Annotated in this window: 16 protein-coding genes; 6 read left to right on the forward strand and 10 right to left on the reverse strand. The window is 73.7% G+C overall.

The window, feature by feature from the left end; all coding sequences use genetic code 11:
- Positions 1-15: 15 nt before the first annotated feature.
- Genes BXA10_RS01415 through BXA10_RS01425 form a run of 3 tightly spaced genes read right to left on the reverse strand, consistent with a single transcriptional unit; the run spans position 16 to position 3,297 of the window.
- Complete coding sequence (locus tag BXA10_RS01415; protein WP_076466716.1) at positions 16-1,500, reverse strand: pyridoxal phosphate-dependent decarboxylase family protein; 1,485 nt, start codon at positions 1,498-1,500, stop codon at positions 16-18.
- Positions 1,497-2,915, reverse strand: a complete 1,419-nt coding sequence (locus tag BXA10_RS01420; protein ID WP_076466717.1) for an MFS transporter — start codon at positions 2,913-2,915, stop codon at positions 1,497-1,499. The genes BXA10_RS01415 and BXA10_RS01420 overlap by 4 nt, the downstream gene beginning before the upstream one ends.
- Positions 2,916-2,967: 52 nt before the next feature.
- Positions 2,968-3,297, reverse strand: coding sequence for an MGMT family protein (locus tag BXA10_RS01425; protein WP_076466718.1), 330 nt, complete (start codon positions 3,295-3,297; stop codon positions 2,968-2,970).
- 62 nt (positions 3,298-3,359) lie between these two features.
- Between BXA10_RS01425 and proB the strand changes: the two genes are divergently transcribed.
- On the forward strand, positions 3,360-4,469 hold the full coding sequence (proB, locus tag BXA10_RS01430) for a glutamate 5-kinase (RefSeq protein WP_076466719.1): 1,110 nt from the start codon (positions 3,360-3,362) through the stop codon (positions 4,467-4,469).
- Between the two features lie 74 nt (positions 4,470-4,543).
- On the forward strand, positions 4,544-5,788 hold the full coding sequence (locus tag BXA10_RS01435) for a glutamate-5-semialdehyde dehydrogenase (RefSeq protein ID WP_076466720.1): 1,245 nt from the start codon (positions 4,544-4,546) through the stop codon (positions 5,786-5,788).
- A 52-nt stretch (positions 5,789-5,840) separates the two neighbouring features.
- Here BXA10_RS01435 and BXA10_RS01440 read toward each other — a convergent pair whose 3' ends face one another.
- The 6 genes from BXA10_RS01440 to BXA10_RS32650 all read right to left on the reverse strand — a co-directional run bounded on the left by BXA10_RS01440 (position 5,841) and on the right by BXA10_RS32650 (position 13,158).
- Entirely contained in the window at positions 5,841-6,830 is a 990-nt protein-coding gene (locus tag BXA10_RS01440; RefSeq protein WP_076466721.1) for a prenyltransferase/squalene oxidase repeat-containing protein, read from the reverse strand.
- Entirely contained in the window at positions 6,808-8,040 is a 1,233-nt protein-coding gene (gene moeZ / locus BXA10_RS01445; protein ID WP_425436006.1) for an adenylyltransferase/sulfurtransferase MoeZ, read from the reverse strand. The genes BXA10_RS01440 and moeZ overlap by 23 nt, the downstream gene beginning before the upstream one ends.
- A 122-nt stretch (positions 8,041-8,162) precedes the next feature.
- Positions 8,163-8,984: a DUF3152 domain-containing protein gene (locus tag BXA10_RS01450; protein WP_076466722.1), complete on the reverse strand. Its 822-nt coding sequence runs from the start codon at positions 8,982-8,984 to the stop codon at positions 8,163-8,165.
- A gap of 142 nt (positions 8,985-9,126) precedes the next feature.
- Entirely contained in the window at positions 9,127-9,921 is a 795-nt protein-coding gene (locus tag BXA10_RS01455; protein WP_245828087.1) for a DUF3152 domain-containing protein, read from the reverse strand.
- A 191-nt stretch (positions 9,922-10,112) separates the two neighbouring features.
- Positions 10,113-11,087: an alpha/beta fold hydrolase gene (locus BXA10_RS01460; protein WP_076466723.1), complete on the reverse strand. Its 975-nt coding sequence runs from the start codon at positions 11,085-11,087 to the stop codon at positions 10,113-10,115.
- Between the two features lie 67 nt (positions 11,088-11,154).
- A complete protein-coding gene (locus tag BXA10_RS32650) occupies positions 11,155-13,158 on the reverse strand; it encodes a hypothetical protein (RefSeq protein WP_425436016.1) in 2,004 nt (667 codons plus the stop codon).
- Between the two features lie 1,281 nt (positions 13,159-14,439).
- Here BXA10_RS32650 and BXA10_RS01470 point away from each other — a divergent pair.
- Positions 14,440-15,078: a TetR/AcrR family transcriptional regulator gene (locus BXA10_RS01470; protein WP_076466725.1), complete on the forward strand. Its 639-nt coding sequence runs from the start codon at positions 14,440-14,442 to the stop codon at positions 15,076-15,078.
- Between the two features lie 122 nt (positions 15,079-15,200).
- Entirely contained in the window at positions 15,201-15,428 is a 228-nt protein-coding gene (locus BXA10_RS01475) for a DUF3107 domain-containing protein (protein ID WP_076466726.1), read from the forward strand.
- A 76-nt stretch (positions 15,429-15,504) separates the two neighbouring features.
- Here BXA10_RS01475 and BXA10_RS01480 read toward each other — a convergent pair whose 3' ends face one another.
- Positions 15,505-16,158 (reverse strand): ferritin-like fold-containing protein, encoded by a 654-nt coding sequence (locus tag BXA10_RS01480; protein ID WP_076466727.1) that lies wholly within the window; start codon positions 16,156-16,158, stop codon positions 15,505-15,507.
- 349 nt (positions 16,159-16,507) lie between these two features.
- Between BXA10_RS01480 and BXA10_RS01485 the strand changes: the two genes are divergently transcribed.
- On the forward strand, positions 16,508-18,163 hold the full coding sequence (locus tag BXA10_RS01485) for a DEAD/DEAH box helicase (protein WP_076466728.1): 1,656 nt from the start codon (positions 16,508-16,510) through the stop codon (positions 18,161-18,163).
- A 215-nt stretch (positions 18,164-18,378) separates the two neighbouring features.
- A complete protein-coding gene (locus tag BXA10_RS01490) occupies positions 18,379-19,569 on the forward strand; it encodes a class I SAM-dependent methyltransferase (protein ID WP_076466729.1) in 1,191 nt (396 codons plus the stop codon).
- Positions 19,570-19,733: the final 164 nt, after the last annotated feature.

Below are 19,733 nucleotides of genomic sequence, written 5' to 3' on the forward strand. Positions count from 1 at the left end.
GCGGAGCGTCGCCGGTCACCAGCTGGGCCGCTGGAGCAGGCCGACGAACTCCACCAGCAGCCGCTCCCGCAGGGCCGGGGGCGCGGCGTCGAGCAGCGTGTTCACCAGCGCCATCCGTCCGGGCAGGGCACCGGCGGAGCCCGCCAGGCCCAGGCCGGTGGCGAGCCCACCCACCAGTTCGGGGGTGAGCGCCTCCGGGGTGAGCGTGCCGGCGAGGGTGAGCAGCTCCTCGGGCAGCACGACCGGGCCGGCTGCCCGGGCGGCTTTCGCCGCCTCGGCCAGCGCCGGGCCGAACTCGCCCACCCGGGGGGCCACCGCCGCGGTCACCGTGAGGTGCACGCTGGCCGGCAGCCCGGCGTACGACAGCTGCGGCTGGGTGTGCCAGCCCCGGGCGGTCAGCTCGTCGACCAGCACGAACAAATCGAGTTCCGGGTCGGTGGCGGTGAAACAGACGACAGTGGACTCCGGCTCGGCCATCAGTCGCAGCCCGGGTACGCCGCGTACGGCTTCGGTCAACTCGGCCACCGCCTTCCGGGTCGCTGCCGCCAGGCGCAGGTAGCCGTCGTCGCCGAGGTGCCGCAGGGTGGCGTACGCCGCGGCGATGGGGCCGCCCGAACGCGTCGAGGCGATCGTCGGGTTGATCATCGTGTAGCCGGGCCAGTCGGCGTACGCGAAGTACTGCGGGGCGCGCAGTGCCGGATCACGGTGCAGCAGCACGGAGACGCCCTTCGGCGCGTACGCGTACTTGTGCAGGTCGACCGAGATCGAGGTGACCCCGGGCACCCCGAAGTCGAACGCCGGTACGGGCGCACCGAGCCGACGCAGGTACGGCAGTGTCCAGCCACCGAAGCAGGCGTCCACGTGGCAGCGCACCCCCGCCGCCGAGGCCGCTGCGGCGATCTCGGCGACCGGATCGATCACGCCGTGCGCGTACGACGGTGCGGAGCAGGCCACCAGCACGGTGTCCGGCCCGAGAGCGGCGGCAGTCTCGGCCGGGTCGGGGCGCAGCGTCTTCGGGTCGACCGGCACCACGTCGAGCGCCACCCGCAGGTAGTGGGCCGCCTTGGCGAAGGCCGCGTGCCCGCTCGCCGGCACCACGAGCCGGGGCGTGGTGATCTCCGGGTGGGCGTCCCGGGCCGCCTTGACCGCCAGGATCAGCGACTCGGTGCCGCCGCTGGTGACGCTGCCGACCACGTCCGGCGCGGTGCTGCCGGGTCCACCACCGAGCAGGCCGGCCGCCGCACCGACCAGGGCGTTCTCCATGGCCAGCAGGGACGGGAACGCGGTCGGATCAAGCCCGTTGACGTGCGCGCCGGCCGCGTGCGCCGTGGCGGCCAACTCGTCCAGGCCGGGCACGGCCGGGTCGTAGACGTACGCGAAGAGCTGCCCACCGTGCGTCGGTCGATCCTGCGCACGCAGCAGACGGATCTCGTCGAGCACCCGCTCGGCGGGGATTCCGTGCTCCGGCAGCGCGCTTGCGTCGGTCCGCTCGTCGGTCATGAGGTGGTGACGCCCCTTCCGGGTGGCTCGTGGGTTCTCGTTCCCGCCACGACTGGCTGATCGGCGCCGGTGTCCGGCGCGGCGGGTAGGTCGTAGTGGCGCAGGAGGATCAGCGGTGCGGCCACCAGCAGAGCGGGGATCACCGTGAAGCCGAGCAGGATGCCGAGGCGGGCGGTGCCGGACTGCGCCGCTGCCGTTCCGGTGTCGGAGGAGACGTAGCCGGAGAGCTGCAGCACCAGCCCGTAGATGCCCGGTCCGAGCGCCAGCCCGAGGGTCTCCCCCGCCGTCCAGATCCCGGTGAAGACGCCGGCCTGCCGCCGGCCGGTGCGCGCCTCGTCCCAGCTGATGCAGTCGGGCAGCATCGCGAGCGCGAAGACCTGCTGGCCCGCGTACCCGGCACCGACCAGGGCGACCACCGGGTAGACCGCGGCCGCCGGCACCAGCGGCGCGGCCGCCAGCGCGGCCACGCCCACCACGAGCAGCAGGGACGCCGCGACCAGGGCACGGAGTTTGCCGACCCGGGCGCCGATCCGGGTCCAGAGCGGCATCACCAGCAGCGCCGGCCCGACGAAACAGGCGAACAGCAGGGTCGCCCCGGTCTGCGGGTCCCGCAGGATCTGGTCGGCGAAGTAGTTGACCCCGGCCAGGATGGTGGCGACGCCGGCGGACTGGACCACGAAGCAGACCAGCAGTGCCCGGAACGCACGGTTCCGGCCGGCGACCGCCAACTGGGCGCGGAGCGTGGGCTCGCTCCCGCGTACCTGCCCGGTCGGCGCCGCCCGGGTGCCGGCGAACGCGCCGACCGCGCCGACCGCGATCAGCGACGCGACGAAGAGGCCCATCCACCGGTGCCCAGCGAGCCCTTCGCCGCCCGCGGTCACCACGATCGGGGCGACCGCCCCGGAGACCAGGATGGCGAGGGCCAGCACGGCGATCCGCCAGGTCATCAGCCGGGTGCGCTCGGCGTAGTCCTCGGTCAGCTCGGCCGGCATCGCCACGTACGGCACCTGGAAGAAGGCGAACGCGGTGGCCGTGGCGAGGAAGGCCGCCGCCACGTACGCCCCGGCCGCGCGCTCCGTCCCGAACGGCGCGGCGAAGATGCCGGCGAAGAGCAGGGCGAGCGCGAGACCGGCGAGCAGCAGGTACGGGCGGCGGGGACCCCAGCGCGACCCGGTGCGGTCGGAGATGCGACCGGCCACCGGGTTCACCAGCACGTCCCACGCCTTCGGCCCGAGCACCAGCAGCGCGGCCAGCCCGGCGGCCACTCCGAGCGTGTCGGTGAGGTACGGCAGCAGCAGCAGACCGGGCACGGTGCCGAAGGCACCGGTGGCGAGCGAGCCGAGCGCGTAGCCGAGGTGCACCCGGCGCGGCAGTGCGCCCGGGACGGAGGCCGGGCCGGCCGGCGGCGCGTCCATGGCGCCGAATGCTACTCACATTATGGCGTCGGTCACATCCGCTCTCCGGCCGCTACGGGCCCTCGCCGGTGCCGGCCGACCCCGGCGACCAACTGGCCGCCGTCATGTCCACCCCGACGCCGCGCAGCGGCGTCCCCTCCGCACGCAACCGGGCCCGGGCCTCCCGCTCGTGCCCCGGCGGCAGTCGCCCCGCCGAGTTGACCACCCGATGCCAGGGCACCGCGCCGCCGTGACGAGCCATTATGTTGCCCACCAGCCGGGCCGAGGACCGACCGGACCGCTCCGCGAGCGCATCGGCCACCGCCCCGTACGACATCACCCGGCCCGGTGGGATCCGCTCGACCAGATCCAGCACCGCTTCGACGTACTCGTCAGGTGTCACAGCGCGCCACACTATGGGAACGCGGCGGGGCGACGCCGCCTTGACCACGCAGAATGGTCGTTGTGCGTGAAGCGGTAACGGGGGCCCGGCGGGTCGTCGTCAAGATCGGGTCTTCCTCGTTGACCACGGCGACCGGCGGCCTGGCCGGTGAGCGGGTCGACGCGCTGGTCGACGCCCTCGGGGCGCTCACGGCCGACGGCCGGGAGGTCGTGCTGGTCTCCTCCGGCGCGATCGCAGCCGGTCTGGCCCCGCTGGGGCTGTCCCGCCGCCCGCGCGACCTGGCCACCCAGCAGGCCGCGGCCAGCGTCGGGCAGGGCCTTCTGATCGGCCGGTACGCGGCCGGCTTCGCCCGGCACCACCGGACGGTGGGGCAGGTGCTGCTCACCGTCGACGACGTCACCCGCCGGGCGCACTACCGCAACGCGTACCGGACCCTGCGCAAGCTGCTCGACCTGCGGGCGGTGCCGATCGTCAACGAGAACGACACGGTGGCCACCGAGGAGATCCGGTTCGGCGACAACGACCGGCTGGCCGCGCTGGTCGCCGCGCTCGTCCAGGCCGACCTGCTGGTGCTGCTCTCCGACGTCGACGCGCTCTGGACCGGCGACCCCAGCCGACCCGACTCCACCCGGATCAGCGAGGTGCGCAGCGAGGAGGACCTGACGGGCGTCACGATCGGCGGCACCGGCCGCGCCGGAGTCGGCACCGGCGGCATGGTGACGAAGGTCGAGGCGGCCCGGATCGCCACCGGTTTCGGCATCCCCGTCGTGCTCACCGCCGCACCGCTGGCCGCCCCGGCGCTGGCCGGCGAGGCGGTCGGCACCTTCTTCCACCCGAGGCGCCAGCGGCCCGCGGCACGGCTGTTCTGGCTCGCGCACGCGACGTCGCCCCGAGGTCGGCTGCATCTGGACGAGGGTGCGGTCGCCGCAGTGGTCGGGCGGCGCAAGTCGCTGCTGCCGGCCGGCATCACGGCGGTCGACGGGGCGTTCACCGCGGGAGACCCGGTGGACCTGGTGGACTCCCAGGGGGCACCGGTGGCCCGGGGGCTGGTCAACTACGACGCGGTGGAGTTGCCCGGGCTGCTGGGTCGCTCCACTCCGGAACTCGCCGCGGCGCTCGGCCCGGCGTACGAACGCGAGGTCGTACACCGCGACGACCTGGTTTTGCTGTGAACTCGGCAGCGAGCGAATCATCGACACAGGGCAAGAGTGACTCAGGACGGCACGGAGCGAAGCGGAGTGGTGGGATGAGCGTGACCGAGCAGGCCCGTCGGGCGCGGGTGGCGGCGGAGGCGCTGGCCGTCGCGACGCGTACGACAAAGGACGCCACGCTGCACGCGATGGCCGACGCGCTGGTGGCGCGTACGCCCGAGATCCTCGCCGCGAACGAGGCGGACCTGGCGGCGGGGCGGGAGGCCGGGCTGAGCGCGGCCGTGCTCGACCGGCTCGCCCTCGACGAGGATCGGGTGGCCGGCATCGCCGACGCGCTGCGGCAGATGGCCGCGCTGCCCGACCCGGTCGGCGAGGTGGTACGCGGCTCGACCCTGCCCAACGGCTTGGAACTGCGGCAGATCCGGGTGCCGTTCGGGGTGGTCGGGATCATCTACGAGGCCCGCCCGAACGTGACAGTCGACGCCGCCGGGATCTGCCTGAAGTCGGGCAACGCGGCGCTGCTGCGTGGCTCCTCCTCCGCCGCCAACTCCAACGCGGCACTGGTCGCGGTGCTGCGCGACGCTGTCGCCGGAGCAGGGCTGCCGGCCGACGCCGTGCAGTTGCTCGACGCCGCCTCCCGCGACTCGGTGAAGGAGTTGATGCGGGCCCGCGGCCTGGTCGACGTGCTGATCCCGCGCGGTGGCGCGTCGCTGATCCGCACCGTGGTCGAGGAGTCGACCGTCCCGGTGATCGAGACCGGGGTCGGCAACTGCCACGTGTACGTCGATGCCGCCGCCGACGTGTCGAAGGCCGTGGCGATCACCTTGAACGCGAAGACGCAGCGGCTCTCCACCTGCAACACCGCCGAGTCGCTGCTCGTGCACGCGGCGGTCGCGGACGCCTTCCTGCCCCCGATGCTGGCCGCGTTCGCCGAGGCGGGGGTGACCGTGCACGGCGACGAGCGAGTCGCCGCGCACTCGACCGCCGTGGTGACGGCGACCGAGGAGGACTTCGCCACCGAGTACCTCTCCGCGGACATCTCGGTGGCCGTCGTCGACACCCTCGACGCCGCGGTCGCGCACATCCGGCGCTACGGCACCGGGCACACCGAGGCGATCGTCACCGACTCGACCACGGCGGCCCGCGAGTTCGTGGCCCGGGTGGACGCGGCGGCGGTGATGGTGAACGCCTCCACCCGGTTCACCGACGGCGGCGAGTTCGGCTTCGGCGCGGAGATCGGCATCTCCACGCAGAAGCTGCACGCGCGCGGCCCGATGGGGCTGCCGGAGCTGACCAGCACCAAGTACGTCGTGACCGGCGACGGCCACCTGCGCGGCTGATCGGCGGACGGGAGAGAAGTCGGCGGGGACGACGCCGCGACGGCCGCCGCGCTCACTCCGCGGCGGCGGCCGCCTCCGTCGTCACGGTCGCCGCACCGGTGGGCGGGGTGATGCAGGCGCGGATGGCCCGCAGCGTCGTGTGCACGTCGAACTGGTGACCGTCGTCGCTGTCCCAGCCGCCGTCGCTGCGTTGGGTCTCGGCGAGCCGGCGCCGGGCGGACACGAGAAGCCACTGCTCCTCGCCGATCTCGACGCGGCGGAGTGTCGCGGCGAGCCAGGCGGTGTCCGCCGGGGACATCTGCGGGATCCGCTCGGCCAGCACCGTCTGGATCCGGGCCGACTCGTCGTACATGCCCTGGCGGTGCAGCACCGCGGCGCTCAGCCAGCCGGTCGGCAGGAACGACGGCCAACTCCCGTCGGGGCCGACCCGCTCGGCGACGGCCTGTGCGGCCGCCTGCACCACCCCGGCGTACGCCCCGCCGACCCGGTGATCGAGTGGGCCGGCGGACCGGGCGTCGAGCCCGGCGACGGTCAGCCAGAAGCCGGCGTTGGCGGTGAGGTAGAGACGGGCCTCCGGGTCACCGGGTCGGGCCCACTCCGGCGCGACGTCGGCCAGCGCCGGGTCCTCCTCCCAACCACCGTCGGCCAACTGCCGGGTGGCGAGCCAGTCCAGGGCGTGCCGGGCCGCCGGTCGACCGAGCCCGCCCAGATCGTCCAGCTCGGCGAGGCGGAAGCAGGTGGCGTCGACCGAACCGATCGGGCCGTCGAGGATCGCCGGCCAACCTCCGTCCGGCGTCTGCCCGAACTCGGCCCGCTCGATCAGCTCGACCGGCACCGGCGCTCCGGTGCGCAGCCGGGAGAGGCGGGCGCGTTCCACCGCGTCCCCGTGCGCCACCACGAACCCGATGGCGGCATCCAAATCGACCACGGCGGACACGCTACCTGCGTAAACGCGATTCCGCCTCGGAGGATCGGCCGAGGTCGGGGCGGTCACAGCCCGCCCCGACCCGGCCGGTCGGTCAGTACGCGGGCAGCGCCGGATCGATCTGCTTGATCCAGGAGAGCACGCCGCCCTGGACGTGCACCGCGTCCCGGAATCCGGCGGCCTTGAGCGCGGCGAGCGCCTCGGCGGAGCGGACGCCGGACTTGCAGTGCAGCACGATCTGCCGGTCCTGCGGGAGGCGCGAGAGCGCCTCGCCGGAGATGATCTCGCCCTTGGGGATCAGGGTCGCGCCGGGAATGCGGACGATCTCGTACTCGGCCGGCTCCCGGACGTCGACCAGGAAGATGTCCTTGCCGGCGTCCTGCCACTCCTTGAGCTCCAGTGCGGTGATGGTCGAGTCGACCACCGCCTCCTGGGCCTCCACCGACACGGCGCCGCAGAAGTCCTCGTAGTCCTCCAGCAGGTCGGTGACGGTCGGGTTCTCGCCGCAGAGCACACAGTCCGGGTCCTTGCGGACCTTGATCTTGCGGTACGACATCTCCAGGGCGTCGTAGACCATCAGGCCGCCGACCAGCGGCTCACCGATGCCGGCGAGCAGTTTGATCGCCTCGTTGACCTGGATCGAGCCGATCGACGCGCAGAGGACACCCAGCACGCCGCCCTCTGCGCAGGAGGGCACCATGCCGGGTGGCGGGGGCTCCGGGTAGAGGCAGCGGTAGCAGGGGCCGTGTTCGGCCCAGAAGACCGACGCCTGGCCGTCGAAGCGGTAGATCGAGCCCCAGACGTACGGCTTGCCGAGCAGCACCGCCGCGTCGTTGACCATGTAGCGGGTGGCGAAGTTGTCGGTGCCGTCGACGATCAGGTCGTACTGGGAGAAGATCTCCCGGACGTTGTCCCGGTCGAGCGCGGTGTTGTGGATCTCCACCTTGACCAGCGGGTTGATCTCGCGGATGCTCGCGGCGGCCGACTCGGCCTTGGACCGGCCGACGTCGGAGACGCCGTGGATGATCTGGCGCTGGAGGTTGGATTCGTCGACGGTGTCGAAGTCGATGATGCCCAGCGTGCCGACGCCGGCGGCGGCGAGGTACATGAGGGCCGGTGAGCCGAGACCGCCGGCGCCCACGCAGAGCACCCGGGCGTTCTTCAACCGCTTCTGCCCCTCGACGCCGACGTCGGGGATGATCAGGTGGCGCGAGTAGCGGCGGATCTCGTCAACTGTCAGCTCGGCGGCGGGCTCGACGAGCGGGGGCAACGACACGATGGACTCCCCGGGATCGGCGGTGCGAACCCGGCCATTGTCACTCGGCACCGGACGGGTCGGCCATGAGGGAGGACACGCCGCCCGTCATTCGGGAGGGGAATAACGCGGCAGGTCGCCGCGCCCCGCCCGCCGATGGGCGGTTTGCCGGGCTCCGCCACCCGGGGCGTCGGCTACGGGACGATCTCGCCCCGGTACCGGAGGCCGTCCAGGTACGGCCAGGCGTTGGCGAGGCAGCCTTCCAGCCCGTACGTCTGCTGCTGCATGACCGGTGCCGGGCTGCCCGGCTCGGGGCAGGACTCGTGCGCCTGCCCGAACTCGTGCCCGACCTCGTGGTTGATCACGTAGGTCCGGTAGACAGACAGCGGCGCGCCGTAGTCGGGTACCGCCTCCATCCAACGGGCCAGGTTGATGATGACCTGCCCGGGCAGGCGGCAGGAGGTGTACGCCTCGGTGCTCAACCCACCCTCGGCGCACATCTGTTCGGAGGTGACCGGGGTGGCGAGGTAGACGGTGAAGTCGGCCTCCGCCGCTTCCGCCACCCGCTGCACCCGCAGTTCGCCCGAGGCGATCCAACTGCGCGGGTCGGCGAGTGTCTCGTCCACGCTCGCCGCGAACGCGTCGGCGTCCTGACCGCCGCCCTCCTCCACCGCGACGTGGTAGCGGCGCAACGGACCGCCCTCGCCCCGCACCGGGGTGCCACCGGTGGCGGTGACGAACCGGCCTGCGCCGTACGAGGGCACGACGTGCGGAACCTCGCGTGGCGCCTCGTGCGCCCCGGCCCCGCCGCTCTGAGGCAGCGGATCCGCTACCGGCGAGGGCGCCGGCGGCGTACCGGCGCGGGTCACGGCGATGCCGGCGGCGGTCGCGACGAGCAGCGCCACCCCGAGCAGGACGCTGCGGCGGCGACGCCGGTACAACCGCAGGCGCGCCGAGCGCCGCGCGTTCTCCGGCCGTCGAGACGGAGCAGGTGTGTCGTAGGAGGACGCCGTCATGCCCTCAGGGTGCCAGATCGATCACCCATTACGTGACGTTCAAGGCTAATGCCGCCTCGAACCGATTACCGGGTCAAGTCGACAAAAAACACAAAATGCATCTTTGCAGGACAAGCTATGCCATCCGCTCCCGATGCCGGCGTCAAAGCGGCGGCCCGGCGTACCGGCGGCCGTCGCGGTACGGCCACGGGTTGGCGAGGCACCCCTTGAGGGCGAGAGTCTGCTGCATCATCACCGGCGCCGCCCTGCCCTTGCCGGGGCAGCGCTCATGGCGATTGCCCAGTTGGTGCCCCACCTCATGGTTGATCACATACAGCCGGTAGATCGACAACGGCACCTTCGCCGCCACGAAGTGCGGAACGGAGCGCCGCCACCGGTCGAGGTTGATGACGACCTTCCCCGACGTTCGGCAGGACGTGTACGGACGCCCGCCGATCCGGATGTCCACCCCGCCCTGCGCGCACATCCGTGCCGCCGTGCGGGCCGTCGCCAGGTACACGGTGAAGTCGGCGTCCGCCTTGCCGGCCACCTGCCGCAGCCGCAACCGGCCGCTGTCCACCCAACTGCCCGGCCCGGTGAACGCGACCTGCACCGCCCGGGCGAACCCGCCCGAGTCCTCCCCGCTCCCCGACTCGACCGCGACCCGGTAGCGCTGCACCCGGCCGGCCTCGCCCATGATCGGCCCGGTGCGGTCGTCATAACCGAACCGGCCGGTGCCGGCCGAGGGCACGGGCCCCGGCAGCCGGAACACCGGAGACGCCGAAGTGGACGGCGACGGAGTCGCCGGAGACGTACCGAGCAACGGCAGCGGCGCTGCGGCAACCGGCCGCGTCGCCGCACCGGCCGGTACCGGCCGGGAACCGACACCCTGGTGCCGCACGATCACGGTGACCGCCGCCCCGATCGCGAGCAGCACCACCGACAGCTGGGCGATCACCTGGAACCGCCGGCCGCGGAGCTGCGCCCCGACGGCGCTCCGGCCGCGGGTACCGTTCGCGCCACTCCGCGGACCGGATTCCGCCGCCCCGCCGGCCAGGCCCGGCGCGGACCCTGGCGAATCGGCCGGGCACCGACCGGCCGGGACCATCGGGTCGCCGGCGGAGCGGGGCGCGGAGCTGGGCATCCGGCTCAGCGTGCCAGATCGTGACGCTCTGCACCCTCCCCCGTTTCGGTGAGTAGTCCCAGCACCGCCCGGGCGACCAGCCGGGCTGCCTCGATCTGCGCCACATGCCCCACCTGGCCCAACATCAGCAGTCGGCTGTCGGGGATCACCCGGGCCGCCTGCGGGGCGACGCGGACGTCCACCAGCCGGTCACGCCCGCCCCCCACGACCAGGGTGGGCGCCCGCACCGACCGGGCCAGCCGCCAGAGCGAGCCCGGCCCGGGCAGGTACGACCGCAGAAAGCTGGAGACGAGCCCCCGGAAGGTCCGGACGTACACGCCGGCGTAGTGCTCAGACTGATAGCGCAGCTGGATCTCCTCCAGTGCCTCCCGCCGGCGTTGCTCGCAGATCCGGCTCAGGTCGGCCACACACGCCTCCAGCAACTGCTCGACCAGCGCCTCCGGCGCCAGCTCGGTCAGCCGCCGCGCCGCCATCCGCTCCGCCTGGGGCAGCGCGAGCAGCGGCAGCAGCCGACCCTGCAACGAGCGCCGGAAATCGAGGAACGGCAGCGCCGGAGAGATCAGGGTCAGCGTGCGTACCAGGTCGGGACGGAGCGCGGCGACCTGCACGGCGACCGCCCCGCCGAGCGAGTTCCCGAAGAGGTGCACGGCACCCCGGTCGGAATGCTCGATGTACCGGATCAGCCGCTCGGCGAACGCCGGCACCGTGTAACGGTGGCCGGGCTCGCTGCGTCCGAAGCCGGGCAGGTCGATCGCCTGGCCGTGCAACCGGACGGCGAGCAGGCCGGCCAGGTCGGTCCAGTTCTGGGACGAGCCGCCCAAGCCGTGCACGTACAGGGCCTGCTCCGCGCCCGGGGCGGTGGCCGGGGTGTCCCGGACGTAGCTGACCATGCCGTCGAGCCGGACCTCCCGGCCCGGCCATGGTGGCGGAACCCCGTGCTCCGGGAGCAGGTGCTCCGGGCAGAGGGTGGCGCGCTTCACCGCCTCAGTCTGCCCCCGCAACCGCACGGCGGCAGCGCGTCGCCGGGAAAGGGCGGCTCGGCGAGCGTCAGGTGAGCAGCGCCTCCAGCCGACGGTTCACCGCAGCCAGGGTGGCCCGCACCACCGCCTGCCGCGGGTCACCCGCGACGAGCGCCGACCCGGCCAGTTGCTCGACCCAACCGTCGCAGACCAGCAGCACCACCACGGTCGCCACCTCGCAGTTGCCGAACGGCACGACCGCGACATGCTCGACGAAGCAACGCCCACCCTCGGAGAGGACCGGGCGGCGCAGCAGCTCGTCCACGGCCGACGCGGCCGCCACCGCGCAGAGCCGCAGGACGTATCCGTCGACGGCCGGGCCGGTGGCGTAGCCGGAGGCGGTCTCGCCGGCGGCGATGAGACGTACCTCCACATTGGCGTCGAGACCGAACGTGCTCACCTGGACGTGATCGATCACCACGCGGGGGCCGGGGCGTCCGCCGGTGTCCAACGGTCGCGACGGCGCGCTCTCCGTAGTCGTCAGCTGCGCGCCGGAGTACGAGGCGCCGAGGTTCACCGGGCTCCCGGTGGCCGCGCCGGGCGTCGCCTCGTCCACCGTCGCCCGACCACGCGGTGGAGCGATCGGGCGGCGCCGGCGCAGCGGATCCGGCTCGGTACGCGGAGCGCCGCCGGCCGCCTCGGCGGCCGCCCGTCCCTCGATCCCGGTGGACCGGCCCTCGCGGACCTCCCGAGCGACATCGGCAGCACGAGCGGCCTCCGGGGCGCGTGCCGCACTGGCAGCACGAGTGGCCTCCGGGGCGCGTGTCGCACTGGCAGCACGAGTGGCCTCCGGGGCGCGTGCCGCACTGGCAGCACGAGTGGCCTCCGGGGCGCGTGCGGCGTTGCGGCGGCGGACCGGCGCCGGGGGCGCGGCCGGCGGACCGGGCAGGTTCTGCGGGGCGGCGGCGAGCCCCATCCGCTCCTGCAGCAGACGGGCGACCTGCCGGCTCACGTCGGCCGGGTCGGCGCCGTCGGCCAGGTCGAGGCGGAGGCTGTGCGCACCCGCCGGGGTACGCCGCAGCGACGCGTCACGGACGCCAGCGACCTCCCGTACCGCGCCGAGGATCGCATTGACGTCGAACCCCTCGGGCCGCTCCTGCGGCGGCGCGGGCTCGTCGTCACGACGCAGGTGGGTGGCGATGCGAGCGAGTTGCGGCGTTTCGGCGGGTGGCTCCACGGCTGGCGGCTCCGGCACGACTGGCACGTCCGGCTCGGCTGGGACGCGCTGCGGCAGCACCGCCGACGCCGGTTCCGGCTGCCGGCCGACGGACTGGTCGGCCGTGGGTGCCGGCTCGGGCGCGGATCGACGGGCCGCGTATCCAGGCGCGCTCGCCGAGGCGGGCGCGGCGGTGGTGTGGTCATGGCGATCGGCTCCGCTCGTGGCGGAGGCCGGCGCGGGACCCGTCCGGGTCTCTGCTTCACGGCTCACGCCCGACGCCGGGTCAGGGTCGTGGCGGCCGGTGATCGCGGCTGGGGTGGCTGCCTCCGACGCCATCCGGTTCGCCACATCCACCTCGGCCGGGCGGCGACGGAAGGCCTCGGCAGCACGGCGCGGCGTCGGCTCCGGGCGGTCGGCCGGGTTCGCTTCACGTACGACCGGCGGCACCGTCGTCGGTCGGCTGCCCGCCCAGGACGGCCGCTCGGCCGAGGACGCTCCCGATCCGCCGGCCCAGGACGGCCGACCGCCGACAGCGGCCGGCCCGGCCGGGGTGCCGGCGGAGCCCACCGGCGGCACGCTGGTCGGCTCGGACCCGGATTCCCAGGAACGGCGCTCGACCGCAGGATCGGACGGCTCGGACCCGGGCAGCTGCCGCTCAGCGGCCCACGACGGCCGCTCAGGCGCCACCGCAGGACCCGGCGGCTCGGACCCGGGCAGCGGCCGCTCAGCGGCCCACGACGGCCGGTCCATCGGCGGCGGACTCGGCTCCGACGACGCCTCGGCCGGCGCGAGCGGCGTCCGCCCCGCCGCCCAGGCCGGCCGGTCCACCGGGCTCGGCTCGGACTCGGCACGGGTCGCCTCGTAGGGCCGCATCGGCTCGGCGCGGACCGGCTGGTACGGGTGGCTCGATTCCGCCCGGACCTGCTCGTACGGCTGGTGTGGCTCGCCCGCCCAGGCCGGCCTGCTCTCCTCGCGCGCCCGGCGCCCGGTCAGCTCGTCGGCGTCCCGGTCCTGGTGCGGAGCCGGCTCGTCGGACTCGCGCTCCTGTCCGGCCGGCGGATCGGTCTCGTGGCGGCCGACCGGCTCGCCGGCCTCGGCCGACCGGCGCCCCGACGGCGCGACCGGCTCCCCGGCCCGGTGGCCGGGGAACTCGTCGCTCTCCCGCCCCTGGCGGGCCTGCTCCTCGCCGGATCGCGACCACGCCGGGGCCCAGGCCGAACCCCAGCTCGGCCGGTTCCAGCTCGGACCCGACCAGTCGGGCTCGCCCGCCGACGGCTCGGTGGGCGCCCACGACTGTGCCGGGCTGCCCTGCTCACCGGCCGGCGGATACGCCTCGGGCCGGCCGTGCTGCTCGGTCGGGGGGTGGCCCTCGACCGCGGACGGCGCGGCGGTGGGTGCCTGGAAACCCGGTGGCACCTCGAACCCCGACGGGGCCGTACCGACCGGCGGAACCTGGACGGCGGGCGGTGCCGACGTCGGCAACCCCGGCTCGGCCCAGCGTGGCCGGGTGCCCGGCGGCTCATCGGACACGTGCCGTGCGGGGCCCGGCTCCGGCTCGTTCGGACCGTAGGTCTGCTCCGCCGCTGGGGCGGGTCGCTGGGCGGGCACCACCAGCCGCTCGCTGCCAGGGTCGCGTCGTTCGTCGGCTCCGGTGCCGGGTGGGGCGCTGACCGGAGCGGGCCGGCCCAGGGACGCTTCGTCGGCCGCATAGGTCACGCCGTTGGCGTGGTGCCCGTTCACTCTGCTCGGGGGCTCGGTGTCACCGGACAGACCGGCCACCGGCGCCGGCAGATCACCGTGCCGGGGCGAGGAGGTGGCCCAGCCGGAGGACGGGTCGGGCGCCCAGCGCGCCGCCGGTTCGCCGGACCGGCCTGGATCGCCGACGGGGGGCCAGGCGGCCGCCGGGGGCGCCCATCCGCCGGCGGAGCGGGAAGGATCGTGCTGCTGGCCCGTCCCGTCATCGTGCTCTCCCGGGGTGGCCGCACCGGGTTGCCCTGCTTCACTCACCGCGCGCTCCTTGGTCGCCCCCGCTGAGGCTACCGTGTGGTGACAGTGGCGATAAGTTACAGCGGCGGGCCAATTCCGCGACGGGCGATCGAGCCCGACCGGTTCGGGTAATGCTGCCGGCTCGTACGAAGAAACTCGGAGGTTCCCATGACCGCTGTGGGGAACGGTGCGCAGACCGCTGGCCGGCCCACCCGGCTGCCGCGCTCCGCGCGTCGTAAGCAGCTGCTCGCCGCCGCCCAGGAGGTGTTCGTCGCCCAGGGCTACCACGCCGCCGCGATGGACGACATCGCCGAGCGGGCAGGGGTCTCCAAGCCGGTGCTCTACCAGCACTTCCCCGGCAAGATGGAGCTCTACCTGGCGCTGCTCGACACGCACTGCGACACGATCGTCGCCAAGGTGCAGGAGGCGATGCGGGGCACCGACGACAACAAGGAGCGGGTAGGCGCCTCCGTACGGGCGTACTTCGACTTCGTCGACCACGAGAGCGAGGCGTTCCGCCTGGTCTTCGAGTCGGACCTGCGTAACGACCCGGCCGTGCGGCAACGCGTCGAGCGGGTCGAGCAGGGCTGCATCGCGGCGATCACCGACACGATCATCTCCGACACCGGGGTGAGCCGTGCGCACGCCGAACTGCTCGCGTCCGGCCTGGTCGGCGCTGCCGAGACCGCGGCACAGTTCTGGCTGGCCGGCGGGCGGCAGGTGCCGAAGGCGGAGGCCGAGGCGTTGGTGGCCGCTCTCTCCTGGCGGGGCATCGCCAGCTTCCCGCTCAAGGACGAGTCGGCCTGAACGGTCCCGGAGCGTGCGGACCCGTCCGGCGTCACCCGGCAAGGTGAGTCAGCCTGACCGTCACGGCCGAGATCGGATAGCCTTCCCACGGCGGCTCTTTCGCCCCAGTTGAGGAGGCACGTGTGGAGGTCAAGATCGGCGTGCAGTACGCGCCGCGCGAGCTGGTTCTGGAGAGCGCGCAGGCGCCGGCCGAGATCGAGCAGATCGTGACCGACGCCATCGCCAAGAACTCCGGCACGCTGTCCCTGACCGACGAGAAGGGCCGGCGCGTGATCGTGCCGGTCGACAAGGTCGCCTACGTCGAGATCGCCGAGGCGTCCCCCCGAGCGGTCGGGTTCACCGTCCGATAGGCGCACGCGGCGTCCGCGGCGGCTCGCCCGTCGCGGACACCGGAACCGTGAGCCCCGGGCCGTTCTGGCCCGGGGCTCAGTTGTTCAGGCCGGCGGCGGTCATCCGCTCGGTGTGCGCGGCGGTCAGTTGCCGGAAGAGCGCCTCGACATTCACCCGCTCCCCCTGTGCGATCAGTGTGGTGAGCGCCCCTCGATCGGCGGTGGCGACCCGGCTGGCCTGGGAGAGCGCCTCGCCGACCAACCGCCGGGCCCACATCGAGAGCCGGTGCGCCACCCGTGGGTCGGCGTCGATGGCGATCCGGATCTCCGCGGCGGCGAACTCGGCGTATCGCGACTCGTGCAGCACGTCGAGCACGAGTTGCCGGTCCGCCTCGTCCAGCGCAGCGGCGATCTGCCGGATGAAGTCGTCGGTGATCGCGTCGCCGACGTACGCCTTGGTCACCGCCTCCGCCCAGTCCCGCGGCTCGGTCGAATCGTGGTACGCCTGCAACGCCGCCACGTACGGCGCCATCGCCTCCTGCGGTGCCACGCCCAGTGCCGTGATCCGGTCGGCGAGGCGGCGGTAGTTGGCGATCTCCGCGGCGGCCATCTCGCCCAACGCGGCCCGGCGACGCAGATCGGGAGCGAGCCGGGCGTCGCCGGCCATCCGCTCGAAGGCGAGCAGCTCGCCGAGGGCGACCAGGCCGAGCAGGTCGGCGACGGCGGCGCCGGGGGTGGTCGGGGCGGACACGAGCGCAGGTTACCGCTCGGGGCACCGGTGCGCGGCCCCGTGACGGGGCGACAGGGGCGGCAACGGCCCGCCCGGATGCGGACGCTCGGCGGGTCACCAAATGTGAGCTGCATCACAGATCAACCACCCGGTGGATCACCCCCGACCCGGAATCAGGACGCCACCCTGCCGGTTCAGGTAGTATGGAACAGTTGCCGCGGGCGCCGATCTGATCTGAATCAGGCCCCCCGGCGCGCGTGCGGCCCGGTCCGGCTCGGCGAAATGCCCCCGACCGTGTGGCCCGCGCCAGACCGAACGCGCCCTGCGGAGATGACGGGGCGCACCCACGAGAGGGCACCCCCACATCCAGATGAGCGAATTGACGCAGGACAACACCGGGGGCCAGATTTCGGCCCCCACCACACCGGCACGACCGGAAGCACCGACCTTCGCCGAGCTGGGCGCGCGTCAGGAGACCGTTGACGCGCTGGCCGGAGCCGGCATCACCCACGCCTTCGCCATTCAGCAGTACGCGCTGCCGATCGCGATGCGCGGCACCGACCTGATCGGCCAGGCGCCCACCGGCACCGGTAAGACCCTCGGCTTCGGCGTCCCGCTGCTCGAGCGGGTCTTGGCGCCGAGCGAGGGCGGCGACGGCACGCCGCAGGCGCTGGTCGTCGTCCCCACCCGCGAACTGGGTCTCCAGGTCGCCAAGGACCTCGCCACCGCGGGCAGCACCCGGGGCGTCCGGGTCCTGCCGATCTACGGCGGCGTGGCGTACGAGCCGCAGGTCGAGGCGCTGCGCAAGGGCGTCGAGATCCTCGTCGGCACGCCGGGCCGCCTGCTCGACCTGGCCAAGCAGAAGCAGCTGCGACTCGACCGGGTACGCGCGCTGGTGCTCGACGAGGCCGACCGGATGCTCGACCTCGGTTTCCTCGACGACGTCGAGAAGATCCTCGCGATGCTTCCCGACGACCGGCAGACCATGCTCTTCTCGGCCACCATGCCGGATCCGATCGTCACGCTCTCCCGGCGCTTCCTGCGCCACCCCGTGACCATCCACGCCGGGCACACCGCCGAGACCGGGCCGTCGCCGCAGACCGAACAGCTGGTCTACCGCACCCACTCGCTCAACAAGGTCGAGATCGTGGCGCGGATCCTCCAGGCGGAGGGGCGCGGGCTCACGATGATCTTCACGCGTACCAAGCGGGCCGCCGACCGGGTCGCCGAGGACCTCGACTTCCGCGGCTTCGCGGTGGCCGCCGTGCACGGTGACCTCGGGCAGGGCGCGCGTGAGCGGGCACTGCGGGCGTTCCGGGCCGGCAAGATCGACACTCTGGTCGCCACCGACGTGGCCGCCCGGGGCATCGACGTCAGCGGCGTCACCCATGTCATCAACTACGACTGCCCCGAGGACCAGGACACGTACACCCACCGGATCGGTCGTACCGGCCGGGCCGGAGCCACCGGTGTCGCGGTGACCTTCGTCGACTGGGACGACATGCCGCGCTGGCGGATCATCGACAAGACGCTCGGGCTCGACATGCCGGAGCCGCCGGAGACGTACCACACGTCGCCGCACCTCTACACCGACCTGCACATCTCCCCGGAGGTGAGCGGCACCCTGCCGACCGCCGAGCGGACCCGGGCCGGGCTCTCGGCCGAGGTCGAGGAGGACCTGGGCGGTAGCCGCTCGCGTCGCGGTGACGGCGGCGGCCGAGGTCGCCGCAGCGGGGGTCGCCGCGGTGGCCGCGGCGAGTCGTCGGAGCCGGACACGGCTGCGGCCGTCGAAGGCGACGGCGACGAGGGCGGCAGGACCCCGCGCCGCCGGCGTCGCCGCCGCGCGGGCGAGGTGGTCACCGAGGGCGAGCCGACCGCGGTGATCACCAACAGCGGTACCGCCGAGCCGGTCTCGTCCGGCGCGGAGGGTGAGGCGGCGGCGCCGAAGCCACGCCGGCGTCGGCGTCGACGCCCCGGTGGCAGCGCCGCAGGGGCCGCCCCGGCCGAGGCGACCACCGCCGACTGAGCATGACCTAGACAGGACGTCCCCCGCCCACCGGGCCGGGGGACGTCCTGTCTCCTCCACCCACCCCTCACCCCGCCGGTTCCCTGGGCGCACTTTCACGGAAAGAGCGGCTTTTCCGTGCCGGATAGCCACTCTTTCCGTGAACGAGGCCCACCGGAGCGCGGGGTGGGGGTGGGGGGTGGGGGTGGGTTGGGGACGGGAGAGGGGATTTGGGGATGGGTGAATCGTTGGATGGGGCGCTGGGCGAGGTGCGGGCGCTGCTGCTCGACTCCGCGCTGACCCGGGCCGTCGCCGCCGGGCGACGCCGCGGGCTGCGCCCTTCGGTCGTACGGGCGGAGCTGCGCCCGGTGACGCTGAAGGCGGGCCCCCGCCTGCAGATCGCCACCTCTGACGGCGCCCGCCCGTTCACCCGCAACGTCGCCCCCGGGCAGGACACGGCCGACGCGATCGACGCGTTGCTCGCCGAGCCGTTCGGCAACTGGCATGTGGAAACCACGGACATGACGCTCCAGCTGCGGGTGACCAAGTCCGGGGATGCCCAGGTGCACCGGGCGAGGGCGACCCGGCCGACCGGCACGCCCGCCGGCAACGACCGCGAGAAGGAGTACCTGCTCGACCCGGGCGACCCGATCTTCGCCGAGATCGGCGGCTCGGCCGCGAAGCGTCGCCAGGTCGACGCGTTCCTCCGGGCTCTCGCGGCGACCCTGCCGGAGGAGCTGACCGGTCCGCTACGCGTGGTGGACCTCGGCTGCGGCAACGCGTACCTCACGTTCGCCGCGTACCGGTACCTGTCGGGGCGCGGGCTCGACGTGGAGCTGGTCGGGGTAGACGTCCGGGAGGACCAGCGGCGCCGGAACACCGAGCTGGCCGAGCGACTGGGCTGGGGCGACGGGGTCCGCTTCGTGGCCGGCACGATCGCCGACGCGGTGGTCGAGCCGGCGCCGGACCTGGTACTCGCCCTGCACGCCTGCGACACCGCCACCGACGAGGCGCTGGCCCGGGCGGTGCGCTGGGGCGCCCGCTGGGTGCTCGCCGCGCCGTGCTGCCATCACGACGTCGCCGCGCAGTTGCGGGCTCGACCGGCTCCGAGCCCGTACGAGCTGTTGACGCGGCAGGGCATCCTGCGCGAACGATTCGCGGACGTGCTCACCGACGCGCTGCGGGCCGGCCTGCTCCGGCTGCACGGCTACCGCGCCGAGGTGGTGGAGTTCGTCGATTCCCGGCACACCCCGCGGAACCTGCTCATCCGTGCCCGCCGTACCGGGGCCGTACCGACCGACGAGCAGCGCCGGGACTACCGGGAACTTGTCGATCAGTGGCAGGTTGCCCCGCGGCTGGAGACCCTACTGGCCACTGCGGACGGTCCGGAGACCCCGTTCACGACCGCTCAGTCCGGCCCTCGCTAGCCGGCACCGCCGGGAACGACTGTCGATCTCGGGTGATCGGAAGGAAACGATCACCACCTCTGTCCGCTTTCGTCCGGATGCGACGCACAAAAGGTCCCGTGGACGGGACCTTTTGTGCGGTCAGTCAATTGTTTCGAGCTCCTCCGGTACTACTCTCGGATGCG

It is taken from the genome of Micromonospora avicenniae (genome assembly GCF_900156065.1).
GTDB lineage: Bacteria > Actinomycetota > Actinomycetes > Mycobacteriales > Micromonosporaceae > Micromonospora > Micromonospora avicenniae.